The sequence below is a fragment of the Streptomyces sp. WZ.A104 genome, from assembly GCF_002382885.1.
GTDB lineage: Bacteria > Actinomycetota > Actinomycetes > Streptomycetales > Streptomycetaceae > Streptomyces.
In genome coordinates this window covers 1-19,849 of record NZ_NWVL01000057.1, presented here as the reverse complement: position 1 = coordinate 19,849, position 19,849 = coordinate 1, and the positions used below count along the sequence as shown (strand labels likewise).

The window sequence follows — 19,849 nt, the reverse complement described above, 5'->3', positions numbered from 1 at the left end:
GTATTGAATCTAGGAGAATCCGCCCCAACGGATAATGCTGCAGCAACACTTCCCGTTACGGCCAGCAATGAGCGTCGACTCGCCAACTCGCCTGAACCCTTTCCGTCGATGCACAGGCGGAGTTCGACCTGACATCATGATGTAATTTCTATTGCCGCTACACCTATGACACAAAAGAGGAGATCGCGTTAAATCAAGGGTGGAGAAAGCGGGATAACATCACCCCCTCGTGACAACGCCCCCGGGACGACGACGGCTCCCAGGAAGGTTTTATAGGCCCAGTCATCTTCGCCCCCCGCAGAGGCTCCGGCCCCACTGACCACGGCTCGCAACATCCAGCCGGGGCCATCGCTCCCGAGAACCCTGATGTCTCTGGTCCCGATTACCCCGGGCTCCGTAACCACCGAGACAGTAGCCCTGATCTCGACCCCTGCCCTATCAACCCACGTTTCTGCGGAGTTGCCCTGGGCGCGCATCTTGGAAATCATGTCAGCACGTACAGCATTCCATACGGTTACCGGATTCGCCTTGAAGGCTTGAAGTTGAAGGGCAGTGTCACCTTGAACCAGCGTTGCTGCAATCATTTCGCCGTCTACCTCGATCGGGAGGCATGACATCCCTGGCGCGGACGGCACCATGATCCCTCCCATGTCGACAAGATCGATACCTGCTATATCGATTTCGCTGATGTCCCACGGGCCAAGTTCAACTCCCCGTCGGAGAATATCTCCACCACGCAAAGATTCCTCACACACATCGACCGCCGAGGAAAGAATAAATTCTTCTTCTTCTTCGGAAATGGACTCTTCGACGAAGAGGGCAATGAGAATGTGCATCACATTGGGCAGTGAGAGCTTTTTCGCGATCTGCTCATCAGATACGACAACACCTTCCGCCCCCAGAAGCATCTTGGTGATTTCCAGTAGATCACCCCTAGGGATAGACGAAACATCCCTGGGAGCCACCCGCTCCACTGTCGACAGACCACTTTCCCAGCGGAGCCTGAGGATGATTTGGACTGTCGCAATTATGACTCTTTTAGGAGTGACTCGGTCCCATGAGGCTGCTTCGGAACCCGCCACGATGGATGGGTCTACGACCCCGTCCTCAGCGAATTTTCTCAGCAGCTCACGGACCTGCTGCACCACGCCGTTCTCGCCACCAGAGTTTGACACGCTGTGCTCCTCTCGCTGTCACGATCGCTACGGCGACGACTGCTTCCGCAGGGCCATGAGCCCCCGGGGCCTGTGGGCCGTCCACGACCTTCTGAACAGTTGAGGGGGCCCTGGAGACAGTCGTCTTGCGCTCTTCAGCCTGCTCGATGGCTTCTTCAGTCGCTTTCTGCGACTTGCCGGCATCATCAACCGATGAGCCCCCAGGTTTCGGTGGCTTGAGGTTTCTGCCCAGTGCAGGGTCGAAAATGCCGTCCAGATCGGATGGGCCGAACGATCCGCAGGGACCCTTCCCCCCTGTGTTGTGGACGAGCGCCGTAGCCTCGCCTGATGAGACATGGTAAGTGTGTAGGTCGTCAACGGTGAGGTTGTAGACCGTTGTCGTCTCGTCGTAGGAGCGGACAGCAGAGATCTGTACCCAGGTACCAGCGCTGGTCTGGAGCCATTGGCCTGTTCTGAGCTGACCTGCGTCGACCCATTCCTGGCTGTCTGCGACCCAGAACGGGTGCCCTTCGGTCGCGCTGACGAAGCTGTCGGTCGAGCCGCCCTGGTTAGCGATCGAGATGTCGACCAGTTGTTTGTGTCCGCTGCTCTCGATGAGAGCCGTGACCTTGCGTGGGCCCCTTTCACCGGTTTCGGGGTCAGTAGCGAGCACTTGGTCGCCGACCTCGATGTCTTTGATCGCCTTGCGGCTGCCGTCCGCCATGACGACCGCGGTCTCGCCAGTAAAGCTGTTGGGGGTTAGGCAGCGGCCGCCGCCTCTCATGCTGGGCATGGCGAGTTTGGCCGCGGCTGCTGTCCCCAGCATGCCCGTTAGGCATCCTGTCGCGGCTGACGTCCCAACTTGCCCCCAATTGACCTTGCGTCCGGAGAGACGTTGGCCGAGCCAGTCCAGGCCTCCGTCGACCAGTCCACCGGCTATGCAGGCGGCAGCCATGGGAGTGTTACCGGTGGGGTCGGTGTACGTGGTCGGCGAGGAGAGTGCGTACTGGTAGAGGTTGATGCCGCCTGCTTGGCCGATGGGGTCCTGAGAGATGAAGCGTCCGGTCTGCGGGTCGTAGTAGCGGGCCCGGTAGTAGAGCAGGCCAGTGCCGTCATCCTCCCGTCCGGTGAACGTGTAGGGGTTGGAGGAGGCGGCGCCTGAGGCGGTGGGCTGCCCGTTGGGGTCGTAGGTGTACTTGGTGGCGATGGTGCCGTCCGGGTCGGCCAGGCCGAGGACGGTGCCCAGCGCGTCGGTGAGGTAGACCTGCGTCTTGGTGCCTTCGGTGCGGGTCAGGAACTCATCCAGGCCCGACATGGCCACCGTTGCCTCGGGAGATCCCGAACTGTTCTGCTCGACGGCCGGGTTGGACCCATCGGTCAGGAACTTTGTCTGGGCTCCGGTGACGGTCTTGGAGTTCCGGGTGCCGAGGGGCTCGTAGCCGAAGGTGCTGCTCTGGCCACTTCGGTTGAGGCCTGTGAGCTGTCCGCGGGCGTTCCAGGTGTAGGTGCGCAGGCCGTCGTTCTTGAGCTGGCCGTCGGCATCGTAGGTGAAGGATCGTCCGCTGTAGGTGGTGATGCGGTTGTCCTTGCCGAAGACCGTCCCGGTTTCGGCGGCCGGCAGCGCGACGTTCGCCAGGGAGCCGGTCAGGCCTGTTTGCAGGCCGCGCTCGTCGCGGGTGTAGGAGAGCTGGCCGATGTTCCTGGTGCCCTGGGTGTAGGCGATCGACCGTACGACACCGGTTTTGTCGGTGCTGGTGGTGCGGGTGAAGCCGCCTGGGATGTCTGCGCTCTTCTCCCTGCCTGTCTCGTCGAGGTGGAAGGTGACTTTGCGGCCTTGGGAGGTGAGCGAGGTCAGGATGCTGGAGCGGTCGTAGCCGTAGGTGGTGGTGGCTCCGCCTGCGGTCATCGTCTCGCGGCGGTCCGCGGCATCATAGGTGTAGTTGACCGTTCCGGTCGGGCCTGTGACCGTCTCGGTGCGCTCGTAGGCGTCGTAGGCGAAGCTCTGTGCGCCGGCCTGGGTGTCGGTGACCTTCTTGAGCAGGTCGAGAGTGTCGTACTCGTAGGTGGCGGTGGACTCCGCCACCCCCAGGGTGTTCACGCCGTACTTGACGTTCTTCGTGCGGCCGAGGAGGTCGTGCTCGCTGGTGGCGACCAGGCCGGAGCGGCTGGTCGCCTTGCTCAGGAAGCCGGCTGCGTCGTACTCGAAGCTGGCTTGCGCACCGAGCGGGTCCGTTGCGGACTTCGGTCGGTCAGCGTTGTCGTAGGCCCAGGTGGTGGCGTTGTTACGGGCGTCGGTCAGTGTGGTCAGGTTGCCGTTGTCGTCGTATCCGAAGCTGGTGGCGTGTCCCAGGGGGCCGATGACTTTGGACGGCTGGTTCAGCTTGTCATAGGTGATCTTGGTGAGTGACCTGGAAGGGTCGGTGATCGCGGAAACCCGGCCGGCGGCGTCCGTGAACTGGCGTGAGGTTCTCCCCACTGCGTCCTTGATCGTGGCTAGGTTGCCGTTGTCGTAGGTGTACTCCGTGATCGCGCCGGCGTTGTCCGTAACAGATTTGATCTGGCCGTCGGGCATGTACGTGAAGGTGGTTGTGCGGCCTTCGGGGTCGGTGGCTGTCTGCAGGTTGCCGTCGGAGTCGTAGGTGAACCTGGTGGTGTTGCCCAGTCGGTCGCTGGTGGCCGTCGGCTGGTCGAAAGGTCCGTCGAAGGACGTGGTGCCTGAGGTCCGGACCTGTGCGGTGCCGACGAGTTCCGTTGCCCGGGTGACGTATCCGTTGGTGTCGTAGGTCAGTTCGGTGCGCCGGCCGTAGGGGTCGGTGATGGCGTCGATGCGGTGGCGGGGGCCGCGCTCGTACGTCACGGGGCGGGCCAGGCCGGATCCGTAGGCCTGGGTGTCTTTGACGCCGTAGCCGTCTGCGTTGAACTCGACCCGCCGGACGGACCCGCCGGGTTGCGTGACCGTCGCGGAGGTGACCTTGCCTGCCCCGGTCTGGGTGTACTCGAAGGAGTACTTCTGCCCCTCGGTGAGGACCTGCTCCTTGATCTTCCCGTCCGGGTGGAACGTGTTGGTCATGTAGGTGATGTCACGGGCGTCTTTCGCTGTCTTGATGCGGTTCGACGTGCCGTCGTAGGTGAAGGAGCTGACCTTGCCGACAGGGTCGGTGACTGTGCTCAGCCGCCCTGCGGTGTCGTAGGTGTAGGAGGTGGTGCGGCCGGTGTTGTCCCGGGCTTCGCGCACCCGGTGGGCCGCGTCGTAGGCGAGCGATATCCAGTTGCCGTCGGAACTGGTGATGCGGGTGATCTCACCCCGTCCGGCGAGGCGGGTCAGCTTCAGGGTGTTTCCGTGGCGGTCCCGGATCTCTTTGAGGGCCGAGTACTCCGGGAAGAACCATGTGGTGCCGTCCCGGAACTTGAGTTTCCACCCGCCATCCCAGACGACTCGGGATCCTTGGAAATCTCCGGAGGATCCGGTGGCGGCGAACACTCCGTCGGTGACCCCGTTGCCCGGGCTGGTGCGGACGTAGTGGATCTTTTTCCCGCCGGGCAGGTAAAGGTCCACTTCCTGGTAGGGGACCTTGGAGTTGAAGAAGGCGTTGTAGGTAAGGTCGCGTCCGATACCGAAGGCCCGTGATTGGGTGTCGCCCTGCCAGTAGGTGCGTGTGACGTCGGCTGCCAGGTTGCCGCCGGTGACCGCGAGGTCGGTGCGTGAGTCGGTGAGCAGCCCGGTGTTGAGGTCGACGGGGTCGCCGGACAGCCATGCGATGGCGTCGTCGAGCATCGGCAGGTCCCACGGCACCAGGTCGTTGAAGTTGAACATGGCCCCGTGGAAGGCCCAGATCTTGGTCTTGGCGTCGGGGACGACCTGCTTGCCGTCACGGGAGACCTGCCCGTGACCGTAGACGTACCAGCCCTTTCCGGCGGGGTCGTAGTCCATGAATTCCACACGGGTGCCCGGCGCGGCACGTGTGTAGTTCGGGTAGATGACCTGGGCGCCTTCGGGGAACACATAGGAGCCGCCGGGCTGCACGGTGAAGTAGATAGGTACCACGCTGTGTTGCGGCAGGGGGAACGGGGGGCGGTCGATCGGGATCGCCGTGATACCCAGCTCGGTGACGGCGTTGCCCTGCTCGTCGCGGACCACCGATCCCTTGGGGATGCGGATCTCGAGTCCGGGGATCTGCGGGGTCTTGAGGACCACGTCCGATGTGGCGGGGGCGGAGAAGCGAACGGTGTGCTTCGTGTCCAGCGGTGTCATCCAGACGGGGAAGCCGATGTCCACCGTTGTGTCCGCCTTGGGGCGGACGTGGATGTCGAAGCGGCCGTACTGCCTTTGCCGCGTGTTGGCACTCGAGCCGTCGACGACGAGTGTCGTTTCGTGAACGTCGATACCGGCCAGCAGGAAGCGGCCCTTGGAGTCCGTGCGGCTGCTCTTCTTCCCCACCTTGACGGTGACCTTGGAGAGAGGTTTCCCGTCCAGTTTGAGTACGCGTCCGGTGAGTGCTGCGACTCCGGGCGGTGCCTTCAACGCGGGGACGGTACGGGGAGTGGGGGCTTTACTGGTGACCCAGTCGTGGCCGGCGAGGTTCGTCTTGCCCGGCTGCCAGGCGTCGGGGCCGGTCGGTAGGACTCTGGCAGTTGGCTGTGTCGTCTTCTGTCGGGGTGTGTCCTCCTGTGCACTCGCCCGTGATGTGTTCTTGGCCGCCGGTGCCGCCGCGGTCAAGGCAAGAGACCATGTGCCGGTAGCGAGCGCCGAGGGGTCGACAACGATGGCGTACGTGCCGTCAGCCGGAAGGGCGGGCAGCGCGAACGATGAAGATGTGGCAGAGGTGTAGCGCTTGTTGACGAGCCACTTTCCCTCGGGGGTGAAGACGCTCATGTCCCATGCCGCTGGAGACGAAGCGATCGTCAGAGTAGGTTTCTGCCCCTTTGTTCCGGAAAACGCGTAGCGGGCGTTCTGCCCGGCGACCGCGATGGCCGCCGGAGCTGCGGGGCCGTTCAGTGACAGGCTGCCGGCCTCGACGTCAGGTACCAGGGCGGCCGTGACGGCCCCTGTAGCCGGTTTCGCGGGCTGCACGAGGATCCGGTAGGTGCCGTTGCTCAGGGGAGCCCGGAGGTCCACTTCGCCCGTGGCCTTGGACCCCAGCATCATGGGAAGTTCCGTGGCACCGCCGGGTGTTACGACCACGAGGTTGGATGCCTGTGTGAGCGTGTTGGCGCTGAACACAACAGCGGCACCCTCCCCGCTCGAAGCGGGAACCTTGAACTCCATCGGCTGACCGGGCCGGGTGGCCTCGGCACGCGCCGTGGGCGCTGCCGAGGAAAGTGTGCCTGCCTGGCTCGGACGTGAGAGCCACAGGACCATGCTGCCCGTCGCGCCTTGCGCAGGGGTCACCTCGACGGTATACGTCGCGCCCACCTGAAGACGGGAGAAGTAGCGTGCGAATACACCGGCTTTCCCCACGGTGCCCACGAGTTGTCCCGTGCCGCCGTTGCTGTCGTACAGGCGGACGTTCGCCGCGGCAGAGATAGTGTTGTCCGTGAGGGCGAAACCCATGGCCGTGTCGGAAGCCGTGAACTCCGCGTGTACCTGCTGGCCGAGGCGGGAGACCTCTGTCGACGTTGGTGGCCCATCTGCCTCGAGCGGCACCCGCACGTTCGTAGACAGGGTCAGCGTCAGTGACCCGGCCAGACCCTGGTACGGGTCGAGCGTGATCAAGTACACCCCCGCCTCGGTGAGGACGGGCATAGAGATCGTGGCCCCTTTGGTGCCTGCAGGCACGATGGAGCTGCTGACCACCTTCTTTCCCGACGGAGCGAACACGTTCACTGTGACGTGGCCGGAGAATGTGCTGTCGCTGGCCCCCAGGGAAAAGTCCGCGCCCGAGACACCCTCGAACTCGGCCTCGATGTTCTGCCCAAACCGGTCGCTTGCCGCGGAGACTGAACCGCCCGTGGGGGACAAGCGCCCCGCCGACACAGGCAGAGAGGCCGTCAGCTGTAACGCCCCGACCGTCAGGCCCGACGGCTTGAAGACGACCGTGTACGTGCCCGGTACAGTAAGCGTCGGGCTGTCCCACTGCGTGTTCGCCCCTCCCCCTACGCTGGTGTTCGCGATCGACTTCCCTTCGGGGTCACGAACCTGAAATGAGACCCTTTTACCGTCGAAGCCGGTCGCGACGATGCCCAGCGACGGACGCTGTCCCGTGGCAGCGGAGAAACGTGCCACCCCGATCTGCCCGGAACGCTCGATCGCCAAGTCGGTCGGTGCGCCTTCCGGATTCACCACGCCCGCGTCCGCGTACGTCGAACCGGTGACCGTAAGGCTTCCCGTCCCGGCATCGGTCGTGTCGGCAACGAGCAGATATGTCCCGCTCAGCGGAAGGGAATCAACGCTCAGCAGAGCATCGGACGCCGCGCTCGCATACTTGGTCGCCACCGATTTGCCGTCAGGTCCATACAGAGTCACCGACGTGGCCTTGGGCATCTCACGCGTGTCCAGCCCCAGACTGAGCGAAGTACCCAGCGCGGCGGAGAAGCTCCATAGCGCGTCCTGTCCTGGACGGGTGGTCTCCAGCGTGGCAGATGCCCCACCGATCACCAGGTCGTGCCGCACCGCACGTGACGCCGTCACCGTCACCGCGCCGATGTTCGACGGCCCCGGGTCGATGATCAGTGAATACTGACCGGTCAGGGGTAAGTTCCTGACGTCCCAGTCCCCTCCGTTCCTGCTGAAGGAACCTCTGGTGCCGACCTCCCTGCCGACAGGGTCAAGGAGCCGGAGCCCTACCGCAGAGTTGAACGTGGTGTTCGAGAAGGCGAAGCTGACGGCGTCGCCTTCCAGGGCGACAAACAGGATCTTCGCCTGGTTTCCCGGGTTGATGACCTGGACGGTCGGCGGGGAGTCGTCGGTCAGCGACGTGTTCTCCACGGACTCGAAGCGCGGCTCGTCGACCGGGTAGAAGACATTGAAGTCCCGGGAAGTCTGAGCGCTGCCGTTCGGGGTGGACACCTGAACCCGGCCGAGATCAGCGTCCGGCGGCACTGTTACGGTCAGCTGGGTTTCCGAGGCAGCCACAATCTGCGCGATCGCCCCTTTGAACCGCACCACGTTGTCCGCGGCGTCAGGTGCGAATCCCGTACCTGAGACCACTACGTCGGTGCCGGGCCGCGCACCGTTGGGCGTGACCTCACTGACCGTCGGGGCACCTTGCGCCAGGGCAAAGGTCTCGCTCGACTCAGCTGAGGCGCTGCCGACCACGACCTTCACCTTGCCAGCGGCTGCTCCCGCCGGCACCTTCACCACGAGGCGGTGTGCTGATGCTGAGACGACCTGTCCTACCGCGCTCCCGAAACGTACCGAGTTGGCCGCTGGGGTAGCTGAGAAGCCGGATCCGGAAAGAGTCACTTCCGAGCCGACAGCGGCTTTGACCGGAACCAACGACAAGACGGAGAGCGAGCTGGAAGGAAACCGGTCAATGCCCAGCCGGTTACCTGCCTGGTCGTATCGGTACCGGGCTGTCTCGCCTGCAGGATCGCTCACACCCACCAACCGGTGTGCCGCGTCGTAGGCGTAGACGGCGTTGCCGGTGGTTGGTTCTGCCTCCGGCCCAGCTGCAGCATGCCGCGGGGCAGTCGTGGGTGGCACCGCGGTCGGAGCCCCGCCCGTAGGCAGAGGGGACGGCGTCCCTGCAGCCGGGGACGTCGCAGCAGGGGCCGGAGCGGAAGAGCGAGAGGGGCCCGGAACCGCCTCCGCGGAAACAGTGCCCCCCGCCAGCGCCAGCACCAGGGCACCGACGGTCAATAGCTGCCAGCACCGAGAGCGTAAGGCCCCGGACTTCTCGCCGAACACACGCACTGCGCCCTCCCCAGGACAAGCACCCGAACACAACAAGCCCAAGATGCCTGCACCTCCCTGGCACAAGCCTTCACAACATACACACCGAGCGCCATGCACACGACAGAGATCACGAAAGGGCCGATCGCACCGAATCAATCGCGTCTACCAAGAGCAGCTTCGAGCCATAGTCGGTGTCACCCAGATGACCATCGAGATGCAATAACCAGAGCGGCACCGCCTGTTCCGCATAGGATCGAGCAACCTTACGGAGGGCCGAATTCCGGTATCACTCCCCCGCGAGCCACCCAAGCACCGGCCCCTTTGGGGCATCGCCATGGCGATGCCCCAAAGGCTGCCACTTCGACCCTCACGGCAAGGAAGGAGGTGGTGGGCCCTGCGGGGCCCACCACCTCAGCATTCAGTTATAGGTAGCGTTCCGTTGCAGCCGCCTTCCGTTGAATTTGGAGTACCGGTATTGATCTGAAACGCTTTGGGTCCAGGCTCGTCGAGCTGGGTGTGAGCGATCTGGCGGGGGACGCGCGGCATCTGTCGCCGTCGGCGCAGGAGGCCTGCGGCTGCGGGCGGTGGCCGCGTTGGTGGCGGGGCGGGGGCCGTGAGGACGTGGCGGCGGTTTTCGGGGTGTCGCTGAAGGCGGTCGACATCTGGTGGGCGAAGTGGCAGGTCGGCGGCCGGGAGGCACTGGCCGCGCGGCAAGCCGGTCGGCGTGCACCAGGTACTCGGGGAGACCGAGCAGGGTGCGGTGCGCCAGGCCGTCCTTGATCACCGGCCCTGTGACGTGGGCCTGAGCGGGCAGCTGTGGACGCGGCGGCTGATCGGTGACCTGATCGCGCAGCTGTACCGAGTGCGGCTGACCGAGGTAGGGGTGGGCAAGTACCTGAAGCGGTGGGGATCTCGTTCCAGCGGCCGGACAAGCGGGCCGTCGAACAGGACCCACAGGCCGTGGCGCGCTGGCACCAGGAGACCCGGCCGAAGATCCGCGCGAAGGCGAAGGCCGAGGGCGGCGAGGTCATGTTCGCCGGCCAGGTCGGTATCCGTTCCGACTATTTCCCGCAAAGCGATACTGCCGGGTTCGACGCGCGTTCCGCTAGCTTCCTGAGCTTCGTGGGCCTTCCGCACTCCGAGGTGTTCACCTCCAGGGAGGACGTCGAGGCCCCCTACCCGGCTGGCCTTGATGCGATCTCGCTCGCCCGCCGCTTCGACCACTACGGCATCCCGTGCCCGGCGGAGAGCAGGTCCTGGTGGATGCTCGGCTACCTCTCCACCTCGCTCATCGCCCTTGACCCGGCCTCAGGGAAGGTCTACGCGTTCCCCGAGGGATTGGACAGCTACATCCCGCTCCACCGCGACGTCGAGTCTCTGGTGTACGCGCTCGTCGAGTTCCGGAAGCTTGAGGTCGACCACGACAACGACGTGGACCCGGAAGAGCTCTCGGCCCGCTTGAAGGAGACCGTCGGCGCTTTCGACTCCACGCCCTTCGCCGAGGAGGACGCCCAGTGGAACCTCTCTCTGGAAGAGCTGGAACACGGCATCTGGTACCACCGAAGCCAAGGGAAGGGCTATGCCGGAGTCGTTCCATCAGGATGGTCGTTGATCCATGACAGGCCGCCCAGGTCGAGTCTGTGGCGGGCGCGAGTGACAGCGACGTAGGCAAGGCGCGCTTCCGCTTCGTCGACAGGACCGGGGACAGGGTGCCCGTGGACGTCTTTCCTGTCGGTGTCGCGGGGTGGGGTGAAGTCGTCGGCGATTTTGACGCTTGCCCATTCCCGCCCTTTGGACTTGTGGGCAGTCGAGACGGTGACGTCCGCGGCGCTCTCAGGGCCGAGACGGTGAACAGCGTTGAGGATGGCATCGGTTCCATGAGTGTCGACGAGGTCGACGAGCGGCTGGAGATCCCGCCCCGCAGGGTCGTTCGAGGCGTAGTCCTGCAGGTCACCCCAGGTGGGGAAGAGCAGCAGTTCCGGATGGTAGGTGCGGCGGCCGGCCTTGAGGTCGTCGGCAGCCCGGGCGAGTGCTCGCAGGGATTCTCCTCCCCCGGTCAGGGCTACACGGTGGCCTGTGTCGAGGAGTTGCATGACTTCGCGCATGGCTCCGACGTTGGTGCGGCACAGGATGGCGTCAGGCTGGTCGACGGGTCCGATGTTGGTGGGGATCGTGTCTGTGCCTGCGAGGCGAAGGGGCGCGGTGGCGATGGAGAGCCAGCGGTTGGCCTCGGCGGCGAGGTCGGGGCCGAAGCGGAAGGACCGGGACAGGGTGAGTTCGGTTCCGTGAAAGGCTCTCATGATGTCGCGGGCGCCGCGCCATTGGTAGATGGCTTGGGCTGAGTCTCCGACCATGACGAGCTGGGCGTGATTGCGCTGGGCGTTGAAGACCTGTTCGACGACGGGGTTGGTGTCCTGGGCTTCGTCGAGGAGGAGGAATTCTGCGGGGATTCTCGGTTCGGTCAGTGCCCAGATCTTGAGGTAGTGGTCATGGTCGAAGCGGACGGCGCCGGCATCGGGGTTTTGCAGGTCGGCCCATGCTTTGTGGGCGAAGGGCATGACCAGGGCGGTGAGTTCGCGGTGGTGGCCAGCGTCTTCGAGGTTGCGCAGTCTGGGGACGTGGTGGTCAGTGAGGGCGGGGTCCGCGGAGTGGCAGAAGCGGGTGATGGTGCGCAGGGTCGCGTAGGAGAGGGTGCGGGGTGAGAGGTCTCGGTCGCCGATGCGAAGGGTCTTGGTGATGCCGAGGTGGTGGCCGGTTTTCCAGCTGGGTTGGCGGGGGCTGTTGAGGCGGGCGCGGTAGCGGTGGCCGACGGCGGCGTAGGCCAGGGCGTGTGCCGTTTTGCAGGTAACGGTGGAGGGGAAGCGGGTGGCGGCTTCCTGGGCGATGGCTTTGTTGTAGGCGATGTAGCGGCCGCGGCGTCTGGTGCCGCGGGCAAGGAGCGCGAGGGTGCTGGTCTTGCCGGTGCCTGCTCCTGCTTGGAGGGCGAGGTGGTCGCCGGCGTGGAAGCGGTCGGCGGCGGCAGTTTGTTCGGCGGTGGGTGCAGGCACCGGGAGTCTCCGTGGGGTGGATCGAGTGGCATCGGGAGCTGGGGTGGGTCGGCGGCGTTGCCGGGACGTGTAGCGGGCTGGGGTTACGTCGTGTGGTGCCGCTTGCGTGCGCTGTGAGGCAGGCGTGAGTGGATGTGCTGGTAGTGGAGCTGCGGGTCGAACGGTTCCCATTCGGTGAGGGCGAGGTCGGCGGCTGAGGAGGTCGCATGATCGGGGCAGTGCTGGTGGCGCCATCGCAGCTGCTCGGTGTAAGGCAGGTGGGTCAGGTTGTAGATGGCCATCCTGTCCACGGAGGGTGAAGTGGGTCGGTGGCTGGGGAGGGTGGTGGGGAGAAGGGCCCAGGTGCCGTGGGGGGCCTGGTCGTCGAGGACAGGGCGGGCGCAACGGTGCCGCTGCCGGGTCTGGGCTACGCACTGGATGGCGTCGATGGGGTGGCCGGCGATGTAGAGGACGCTGAGAAGGTGGGCGACGGGCTGGGCGGGCCTGCAGGATTCGGTTCGCTCGGGTGATGGTGGGGCGGCCGGTGTGGTGAGGGCGCCGTTGTTGATCAGGCGGCAGGTGTGCAGGGCGAGGTGGCGGCGCAGCGCGGCCAGTTGTGGGGTGAGGGCTGCGGGAGCGCTGCGTGCGGGGCACAGGGCTGTGTGCGGGATGCGGCACCACGCAGTGCCGTCGTGGGCGGGGTGAGCGATGCCGGAGCTGACGTGCCAGCGGCTGGCAGCAGGGACAGCAGCGGCGGGGAGTTCTTGAGGGTGGAGTCCCACAGCTCGGTCGTCGCCGTCCGTGCGTGGGTGCCAGTCGACGCGGTTGCCGCAGTCAGGGCAGCGGCCGGGCTGCGCACTGCGGACGAGACGGGTGGGGCTGTCGGCGTCGACGCGAAGGGACCGTGAGCGTGGGGAGCGGGCGGAGGTGCCGTCCCACCGGCGAGGGGTTGGGGCGTTGGCGGAGCACATGGCGGTGAAGGTGGCAGGTGACACGCCGGTACTGCGGGGGACGTGCCGGAGTGTCCTGCGGACGGCTCAACAGCAGGGAACCCGCGTGCGGTCTCTCGCGCAGGAGTGCCTTTTGATGACTGGATCGGGTGATCTCCCAGACCGTGACCCGGAGTGGTCAGGAGGCAGGTTCGGCCGGGGGTTCGTGGCCTTCGCAGAGGCGGGCGAAGAGGTGGTCGACGGGGACGTCGAGGGCGTGGGCGATGGCGTGCCAGGTCTTGAGTGAGCCGATGGTTCGGCCTTGCTCGATTTCGATGAGAGTGCGCCTGGCCAGGCCGGTTCGGTGGGCGAGCTCGTCGTAGGTCCAGCCGCGTTCGCTCCTCAGTCGCGCCAGCTCCAGGCGGAGGGCGGTGAGGTTCGGGTCGGGCGGGAAGATCGTCACTCCACCATCCGAAGGCGCAGACACCTGCCCTGTCAGTGCAGACCCCTGCCCTATTTACGCAGGTCGCCGCACCTCTACGCAGGGCAGAGGTCTGCACTACGGTGTGCTGCCGCCCCACTCCCCCACCCCACTGCACCAGCAGATCAAGCTCGCCGAGGACCAGGAGAAAGACCAATCAGATGAGGCTCTGCACGACGCACCCGGTGGTGCGACGCATCTGGACCGTGGAGCTGCGCCCTGAACACGGAGGGACCATGCTGAACTGCCTGCAGTGCTCGCCCTCCGCCCCGTCCATGCGGACCGCGCCGTCCCAGGCACTGACCCACCTGGCCGCTCACGCGCGCCATGACTTCCTTCCTAGGCACCTTCGGACCTGCCAGTGCCACTCACACGGCTGCCGGTGGCACCCACGCCACCGCGGCTGCTCCGGACCCGTCCTGCTCGTCCTCACCCGCGAGCGCGGTGGCCGGCTCTGGCGGCTCGCCGACACCTGCGCCGCCTGCGCGGCAGCCACTGCCCATGCCGCGGTCGTGCCCGACACAGTCCTCGCCACGGCCTCTCCGGCAGAGTCGGTGAAACGGATCCGGCAACGGCAGCGCAGGAGAACATCGCACGGTCCCTCGGAGCAGGTGCGCGTGCGGGAGATGCTCAGCTATCTGGCCGCTGCTCTTCCCGCCCGGACCAGTGCGGCTGCTCGCCTGCTGGCCCTGCAGTGCGCCCTGCGTTCCACCACCGCCGGGAAGGTGAACATCCCCGCCGGCTTGATTCGCGGTATGCGGATTGCTTCGGAGCCGTCTGCGTTCACCGAGCTGGAGGCTGCCGGCTGGCTGCGCTCCCCCACCGGACCGACACACGCGGGCATCTCAGTGGAACTCTTGGACACTGCTGTACGGATGCAGACGCCGGCTCGCGCAGACCGTGCCCGGGCGGCCAACTGGATTCTGCGCACCTGCCAGATGGGCGAAATTCGCCAACTCGGCGCATCTCCGCGTCTGCTGGCACTGGCGCTGGCCGCGCACCTCCCGGACCAGACAGGCGCGCCAGCAGCTGAGCAGGAAGTCCTCGCGCGCATGTGCGGCCTCCCGCTTCAAGAGCTCACCATCTTGCTCGACATGCTCGTCGCCACCCACTTCCTGCGCTCCTGGGCGCACGGTGCTGCCCCTGAAGACCTGCACTGGGAGCTCACCCGGCGCAACCACCTCACCGGTAACTACTCAGGCCTTGAGTCTGACCGTGTGACCTGACGTACCGGCCAGGCTGAAGATCCTGGTGCAGAGTGATCCCCATAACCTGCCGCTCGGCCAACAGACGGACGGGCTTGGCTCGGCTCCTTCCAGCGCCGGTTACCTTCACGGCCTGACCACGGACTCTGGTCCGTGGACTCCTTCCGGCCTGGGTACAGCCAGACGCTGGCCCGCACGGGCTGAAAATTCTCAGCCCGGGATGTCACAGTCCGGCCTGCCGACAGCACTAGTTAGCGTGGTGCCCGTACGGGTGCCACCCATGCCCGAAGAGGCGGGAGCGCAAGGGTGGATCCGGTGTTGATCACGAGCGTAGCGATCGTGTTTCTAGGGGCTGTGAGCAGCACCCTGCGGTTCGCCCGAAAGCGGCTGAAGCATGAAGTAGGGCTTCATGTGTCCAAGCTGCTCGCCGAGCACGCTCACAACAGCCTGCGCTCACCCTCGGCGGGCTGTGGTTCCGGCTGCCTGGCGGAGGTCGGGGTGAGCCGTCGTGGAGGACGCGGCCGAGGCTGAACTTCGGGTGAGTGATCCGCTTGACCGGTTCTCCCCGGTGGACCTGCAGGGGAGAGATCTTACTGAGGACCTTCACCATGCCGAGTTCCCGGGCCTTGTTCGCTTCCTGCTGCTGCACGGGGCGTCCTGGAGCGAGGCACAGGACGCCGCACAGGATGCCTTCACGCAGATGTGCCGGCCAGGGACGAGCATTCGCTACCCCAAGGCGTGGCTGCGCACAGTGGCTTGGCGCTCCTGGTTACGTCAGCAGGTGCTGGAAGAACCTTGCGAGGAGGTTCCGGACCGGCCGACTGCTCATTGGGATTCGCCCGCGCATGCCGTGGAACTCGGCGTCGAAGAACGGCGTGTGATCGAGATGCTGCTGTCGTTGCCGTCCAAACAACGTGCGGCGCTGGCCTGGACCCTTGACGGATTCACCACACAGGAAAGTGCCGCTGCGATGGGCATCTCGCCCGAGGCCGCCCGGCAGAGCCTCTCCCGGGCGCGGGCGACGCTCAAGACCCGGCTGGGACTCGAAGGATCGGGCTACGAGGCTGCAGAGGAGGATCGATGAACTGCGACCGAGCATCCGAACAGCTTGAGGTTTTGCTGGCACGAGCACACAAGCAGCTGGGGATCGCCGTCTACGACGGTCTGATGAGCAGCGGCGGGCCGCCGGAACTACGGGATCCGGATCAGACGCTGGGTCGTCTGCTCGCGGCGGCACATCGCCAGACGGGGGATGCGGTTGTGGGGCGTCTGGCCCGTGCGGGACGCAAAGTGCCTCGCGAGCGTGCCGTGGCCGACCGGGAAGGGTCTTCCGAGGGTCTCTTGATGCGGCGCCCTGCGTTCGTGCGGCTCAAGTACCGCGAGCAGGCCTTGGAGTGTGCGCGACGGTACTGGCCCCTGGATGCCGTTCGGGTCATCCGGGATGCGGTGGACACTGTGCAGCAACTCATCGGCGATCTGGAGGAGGAAATACTTCCGGATACCGCCCGTGACCAGCTCCTGCGCGTAAGCAGCGGCATGGGCCGGGTGCTTGCCCTTCCGCAGCCGGACCAGGTAGCGCAGCCTGCTCTGGGTGGATTCGACTACATGGAAGAGGTGGAGGACTTCCTGGCCACGTGCACGTTGCGGCTCGTGGCAGAGACCCGCCGCTCCAAGCAGTTGCTCGACAACGAGCTCCTTCTTCATTTCCGCTGGACGGACATGTCCTGGCTCGGCGCGCTCGAGGTGTCGCAGGACCTGGCCGACGACCTCGACCTGGCCTACCGGGAGGCGTTGGCACTGTCCACGGCAGTGACGGCCGTAGAAGAAGCCAGCACCGACTTCCGGGGGGCCGACCTTAAATCGGTGGAACTGGATGGAGTCGATCTCGAGGGCATCCGGTGGGACGCAACGACCAACTGGCCGCCGGAGTGGAAGGAACGTATCTGGAGGGCATCACTGGCCGCCGGCACGGGACACGGGGAGCTGATCGTCGGCGCGGAACCCCGCGACAGCACCGTCCCGGTGGACATCTGAAAAGGCGCAGCCGGCGGCTGAACGAAGCAGGGCTGGTGAATGCCCAGCATCCCTAGGCCGCAGACAGTGCTGCGGGGAGAAGAGGACCGACGTGTCGCTCGCGTGCGAAGACGTGCGCGCGCCACTTCTCGAGGTGTGGCTGGTACGCCGTCAAGTTGTGGGCGGATAGCGCTCAGCTCCTGGCCCTCTAACGAGGGGGCAGGGAGAAAGCCCGCTCGAAGGGGTACCGGTACAGCACCAGCGGAACGGGAGCGCCGGAGAAGGCTCGCCTCCTCGAACGCTCCCGTCAGCGGATAGGTCAGGCGGCCGGGGTGTAGCGGACGATGGTGTCCTCGCACGAGCCTTCGGCGGAGACCTTCAGCGCTTCGAGTTCGCGGTCGTCCGCGGTGAGCTGCCAGCGGAGCTTGGTCGCCACCCACTCCCCCACACGTACCGGCACTGAGCCTCCGGGGACGGCGGCAACCAGTCCGCCGGATCCTGATCCGACTTCTGCCGGTTACTGCGCGCCGTCACCGCAACCAGGGAGACCTCCACCCCCTGGTCGTTCGCGTAGGCCTCCCGCCGTGCCGCCGTCCAGGCGGAGGCCCCAGCTGGCGGGGAGCGTCATTCGAATCGTGCGGTACTCCCGGCTCCGGAGCAACTGGCAGGTGCAGGCGGGGGCGTTCAGCGGCCGTCGCGGAGCCTTTGGTGACGCCACGCCGCGTCGAGGTAGCCCTCCTCTTCCAGAGAACCGCGCTGCGGCGGGCCGAGAAGGCGTGCTGCTTCCACGCACCGTTCGTCGTCGTGGAGGGCAAGCCCGTAGACGGCAGCCAACTGGACCAGACGGTCCGTATCGTCCAGCACAGCTGCCATGGCGTCCGCGAACACGGGATCGTGGTCCCTGCCCTCAGCAACCACGCGGCAGGCGGTCTTCCGTACCATCGCATCCGGATCGGCCATCAGCCCCAGCAACGCGGCGCGAGCATCGCCGGAAAAGGCCGGCGGCGAGGACAAGGCACTGAGCCCTTGCGCCACCGCACGCCGTACCCGGGCATCGGAATGGCCGGCGTGGGGCAGAAGGGCCGCCTCCGCGCGGGGGTCGCTGTGTTCTCCAAGGGCGACCAGCACCTCGGTGAGGACGGCGACGTCCGTCTCGGCGGCCGCCCAGCCGGTGAACAGGTCCAGAGCGGGGCCAGCGAACGCGTCCTTGTCGCTGTCGTCGAACAGATGAATAAGGCGGAGCACCTCGGCACCGAACAATCGGCGGGATGGGTCCGGGCTCGTACGTAGTACCGCCGCAGCGGCCCAGGTCACCTCCTCTCGCCGTCCACTCAACTGGAGGCTGGCACGGCTCCACGTTGCATGGTCCTGCTGATCGACCTGGGCCAACGCGCGGTCCATCAGCTCCTCGAACGAGGTTCGTACCCCGAGCAGTTCCTCGACGTACGTGAGGATCGCCCCATGGCCGTCCCGCACAGTCATGCCACCAAGGGTGAACTCGACGACGCTGTCGTACTCGCCGTCTTGAACCCGCTTACGGCTGACAGCGTCCCGGGATCCGGTACGGCGTCGCAGCTCGGCCTCGACCCCCGTCTCGTGCCAGCGGCGCGCGAGGTCCCGGGCCTCCAGGAGTTCGATCTCGGGATACCTGCCGCGGATCTCGTGGTCCAGGAGCGCCTCGAACAGAGCGGGCGACCCCGAGTCGACCGCCTCACTCAGGGGAATGAGGTCATCGGGGCGGCTCTGGCCCGAATCCGCACCGTACTGGAGCAGCAGTTGGGCGATGCGCCCGGCGTGCATCCGGACAGCCAGGCAGAACGCGGCGTCCAGATAGTCGGAGCCGTTGTGCTCGTGGAGGAGGATCCTCACCAGGTCCGTGTCTCCAGCCTGGACCGCGGAGATCAGGGAGGACTGGCCGTCCACCGCATTGCTGGTACCGGTACCCACGCCCATGATCCTGTTCCCCCGTAGCGTTCTCGCAGCTCAGTGTAGATCTGCCGAAATCGGCCAGACGGGGCGGATAACAGGCTGGCGCGACCTGGTTGCATCAGATGCAACATCGTGGCGTTGAACGCCCTTCCGCAGGTCAGAAGGCACCCACCGTCACCTCTCCGCGTGACAACCCCATCCCCGACCAACCCCGCGCCGTCAGCATGCGGGAGCAGAATGATGCATCGAGCCCGACTCCGCCCACTTGCTGCCCCACGCCTCGGCGAGCGGCACCATGTGCTCGATGTCCAGGGCCCCGGCGCTGGCGACCTCCTGGCCGTCGTAGTAACTGACCCAGGTACCGCCGGTCAGTTTGCACCCGGCTTCCACCGTCGGCGCGACGACGGCCTCGGCGATGAGGACCTCGGCGCGGGTGCTACACCCGTCGCCTGCGTCGTCGCCCGACGTTCCAGTGCTTGAACTTGCTGCGGGTGCAGCCGCTGCGGTCCTCCTCGGTCGCCTTCACCAGGCCGACCGCGTCGGCCAGCGTCGTCACTTCGGGTGCGGGGGTGGCCTGCGCGGCGGGGGCCGAGAGGAAGGGGAACTAGAGGGTGTCTTCAAAAGATCTTGCCAAGGTGGCCCCATGGCTGCGCACGATGCCTTGGTGGAACATCTTTCTGTCGACGTGCGCGCTTCGCTCCGGCTCTTCGCCTTCTACTTGGCGAACGGCACCCTCGATCTGGACCTGCTCGATAGGTTCGACTATCGCTCGACCGTCCTCCACTCCGGCTCCTCTCTGGAACAGGTCTTCGCGATCTATAGCAATGTGCTGCAAGTCGACGCCGACGGCATGGTACTGAACGACGGAGAAGCGCAGTACCGGGTCGCGCAGTGGGTTCGGGTGTGCTGCGACCCGAGCTATCGGGTCGAGCCGCCGTTCGAGGACTGGGAGATGGAGCTTCATCTCTGATGGCCCGCCGCTCACCGCCGGAGCATCATGCCCCCATCAGAAGCGACGCAAGAGTGACGGCTGCCTGGAAGGATTCGGCGGTCTTGTCGTAGCGAGTCGGTGCGCCACGAGGCGCCATGGAATCGAGTGAGGTGAGAGACCTTCACCGCCGGGTTGTCGTAGCAATCCGGTTGAAGCTGGGGGCAGTTGGGTTCGGGGGATGTCGAGCTGAGCGGCAAGCAGCCCCGACAACGCCGGGACGGGTTGGTACTGCCAGACGACCCGGGTCCGGCTAGCGAGACAGGAAGGTGCACGCGAGAAATCAGTGC

The 19,849-nt window shown here is 65.8% G+C and carries 11 protein-coding genes and 3 pseudogenes; 6 read left to right on the top strand and 8 right to left on the bottom strand.

Annotated elements, in window-relative coordinates; all coding sequences use genetic code 11:
* Positions 1 to 188: 188 nt before the first annotated feature.
* Positions 189 to 1,175 (bottom strand): DUF3710 domain-containing protein, encoded by a 987-nt coding sequence (locus CIB93_RS26430; RefSeq protein WP_143660088.1) that lies wholly within the window; start codon positions 1,173 to 1,175, stop codon positions 189 to 191.
* Complete coding sequence (locus tag CIB93_RS38470; RefSeq protein WP_373558809.1) at positions 1,129 to 8,796, bottom strand: RHS repeat-associated core domain-containing protein; 7,668 nt, start codon at positions 8,794 to 8,796, stop codon at positions 1,129 to 1,131. Before CIB93_RS38470 ends, CIB93_RS26430 begins: the two co-directional genes overlap by 47 nt.
* 916 nt (positions 8,797 to 9,712) lie before the next feature.
* On the opposite strand from CIB93_RS38470, the pseudogene CIB93_RS39470 reads away from it, so the two are divergent.
* Together CIB93_RS39470 and CIB93_RS26420 are read left to right on the top strand one after the other, a co-directional pair.
* Positions 9,713 to 9,912, top strand: a pseudogene (locus CIB93_RS39470) (winged helix-turn-helix domain-containing protein); the annotation flags it as partial.
* Between the two features lie 36 nt (positions 9,913 to 9,948).
* Positions 9,949 to 10,656 (top strand): SUKH-4 family immunity protein, encoded by a 708-nt coding sequence (locus tag CIB93_RS26420; protein ID WP_373558811.1) that lies wholly within the window; start codon positions 9,949 to 9,951, stop codon positions 10,654 to 10,656.
* On the opposite strand, the gene CIB93_RS26415 is transcribed toward CIB93_RS26420, so the two are convergent.
* From CIB93_RS26415 to CIB93_RS26405, 3 genes are all read right to left on the bottom strand, one after another.
* Complete coding sequence (locus tag CIB93_RS26415; RefSeq protein ID WP_096630416.1) at positions 10,566 to 12,035, bottom strand: UvrD-helicase domain-containing protein; 1,470 nt, start codon at positions 12,033 to 12,035, stop codon at positions 10,566 to 10,568. The genes CIB93_RS26420 and CIB93_RS26415 overlap by 91 nt on opposite strands.
* Positions 12,036 to 12,118: 83 nt before the next feature.
* On the bottom strand, positions 12,119 to 12,985 hold the full coding sequence (locus CIB93_RS26410; RefSeq protein ID WP_096630461.1) for a DUF6083 domain-containing protein: 867 nt from the start codon (positions 12,983 to 12,985) through the stop codon (positions 12,119 to 12,121).
* 157 nt (positions 12,986 to 13,142) lie between these two features.
* Positions 13,143 to 13,406, bottom strand: coding sequence for a helix-turn-helix transcriptional regulator (locus CIB93_RS26405; protein WP_096630415.1), 264 nt, complete (start codon positions 13,404 to 13,406; stop codon positions 13,143 to 13,145).
* Positions 13,407 to 13,936: 530 nt separating this feature from the next.
* Between CIB93_RS26405 and CIB93_RS26400 the strand changes: the two genes are divergently transcribed.
* From CIB93_RS26400 to CIB93_RS26390, 3 genes are all read left to right on the top strand, one after another.
* A complete protein-coding gene (locus tag CIB93_RS26400) occupies positions 13,937 to 14,650 on the top strand; it encodes a hypothetical protein (RefSeq protein WP_257002376.1) in 714 nt (237 codons plus the stop codon).
* A gap of 487 nt (positions 14,651 to 15,137) precedes the next feature.
* A complete protein-coding gene (locus CIB93_RS26395; protein WP_096630412.1) occupies positions 15,138 to 15,713 on the top strand; it encodes an RNA polymerase sigma factor in 576 nt (191 codons plus the stop codon).
* The gene (locus CIB93_RS26390; RefSeq protein ID WP_096630410.1) at positions 15,710 to 16,663 is read left to right on the top strand and encodes a hypothetical protein; all 954 of its coding nucleotides are present in this window, start codon (positions 15,710 to 15,712) and stop codon (positions 16,661 to 16,663) included. The genes CIB93_RS26395 and CIB93_RS26390 overlap by 4 nt, the downstream gene beginning before the upstream one ends.
* Before the next feature lie 298 nt (positions 16,664 to 16,961).
* On the opposite strand, the pseudogene CIB93_RS39125 reads toward CIB93_RS26390, so the two are convergent.
* The 3 genes and pseudogenes from CIB93_RS39125 to CIB93_RS26380 all read right to left on the bottom strand — a co-directional run.
* Positions 16,962 to 17,254 (bottom strand): annotated as a pseudogene (locus CIB93_RS39125) (HNH endonuclease); the annotation flags it as partial.
* 72 nt (positions 17,255 to 17,326) lie between these two features.
* Positions 17,327 to 18,589, bottom strand: a complete 1,263-nt coding sequence (locus CIB93_RS26385; protein ID WP_143660087.1) for a HEAT repeat domain-containing protein — start codon at positions 18,587 to 18,589, stop codon at positions 17,327 to 17,329.
* Positions 18,590 to 18,838: 249 nt separating this feature from the next.
* Positions 18,839 to 19,172: pseudogene (locus CIB93_RS26380) on the bottom strand (HNH endonuclease); the annotation flags it as partial.
* A gap of 42 nt (positions 19,173 to 19,214) precedes the next feature.
* Between CIB93_RS26380 and CIB93_RS26375 the strand changes: the two are divergent.
* Entirely contained in the window at positions 19,215 to 19,541 is a 327-nt protein-coding gene (locus CIB93_RS26375; RefSeq protein ID WP_096630407.1) for a hypothetical protein, read from the top strand.
* The last annotated feature ends 308 nt before the right edge of the window (positions 19,542 to 19,849 follow it).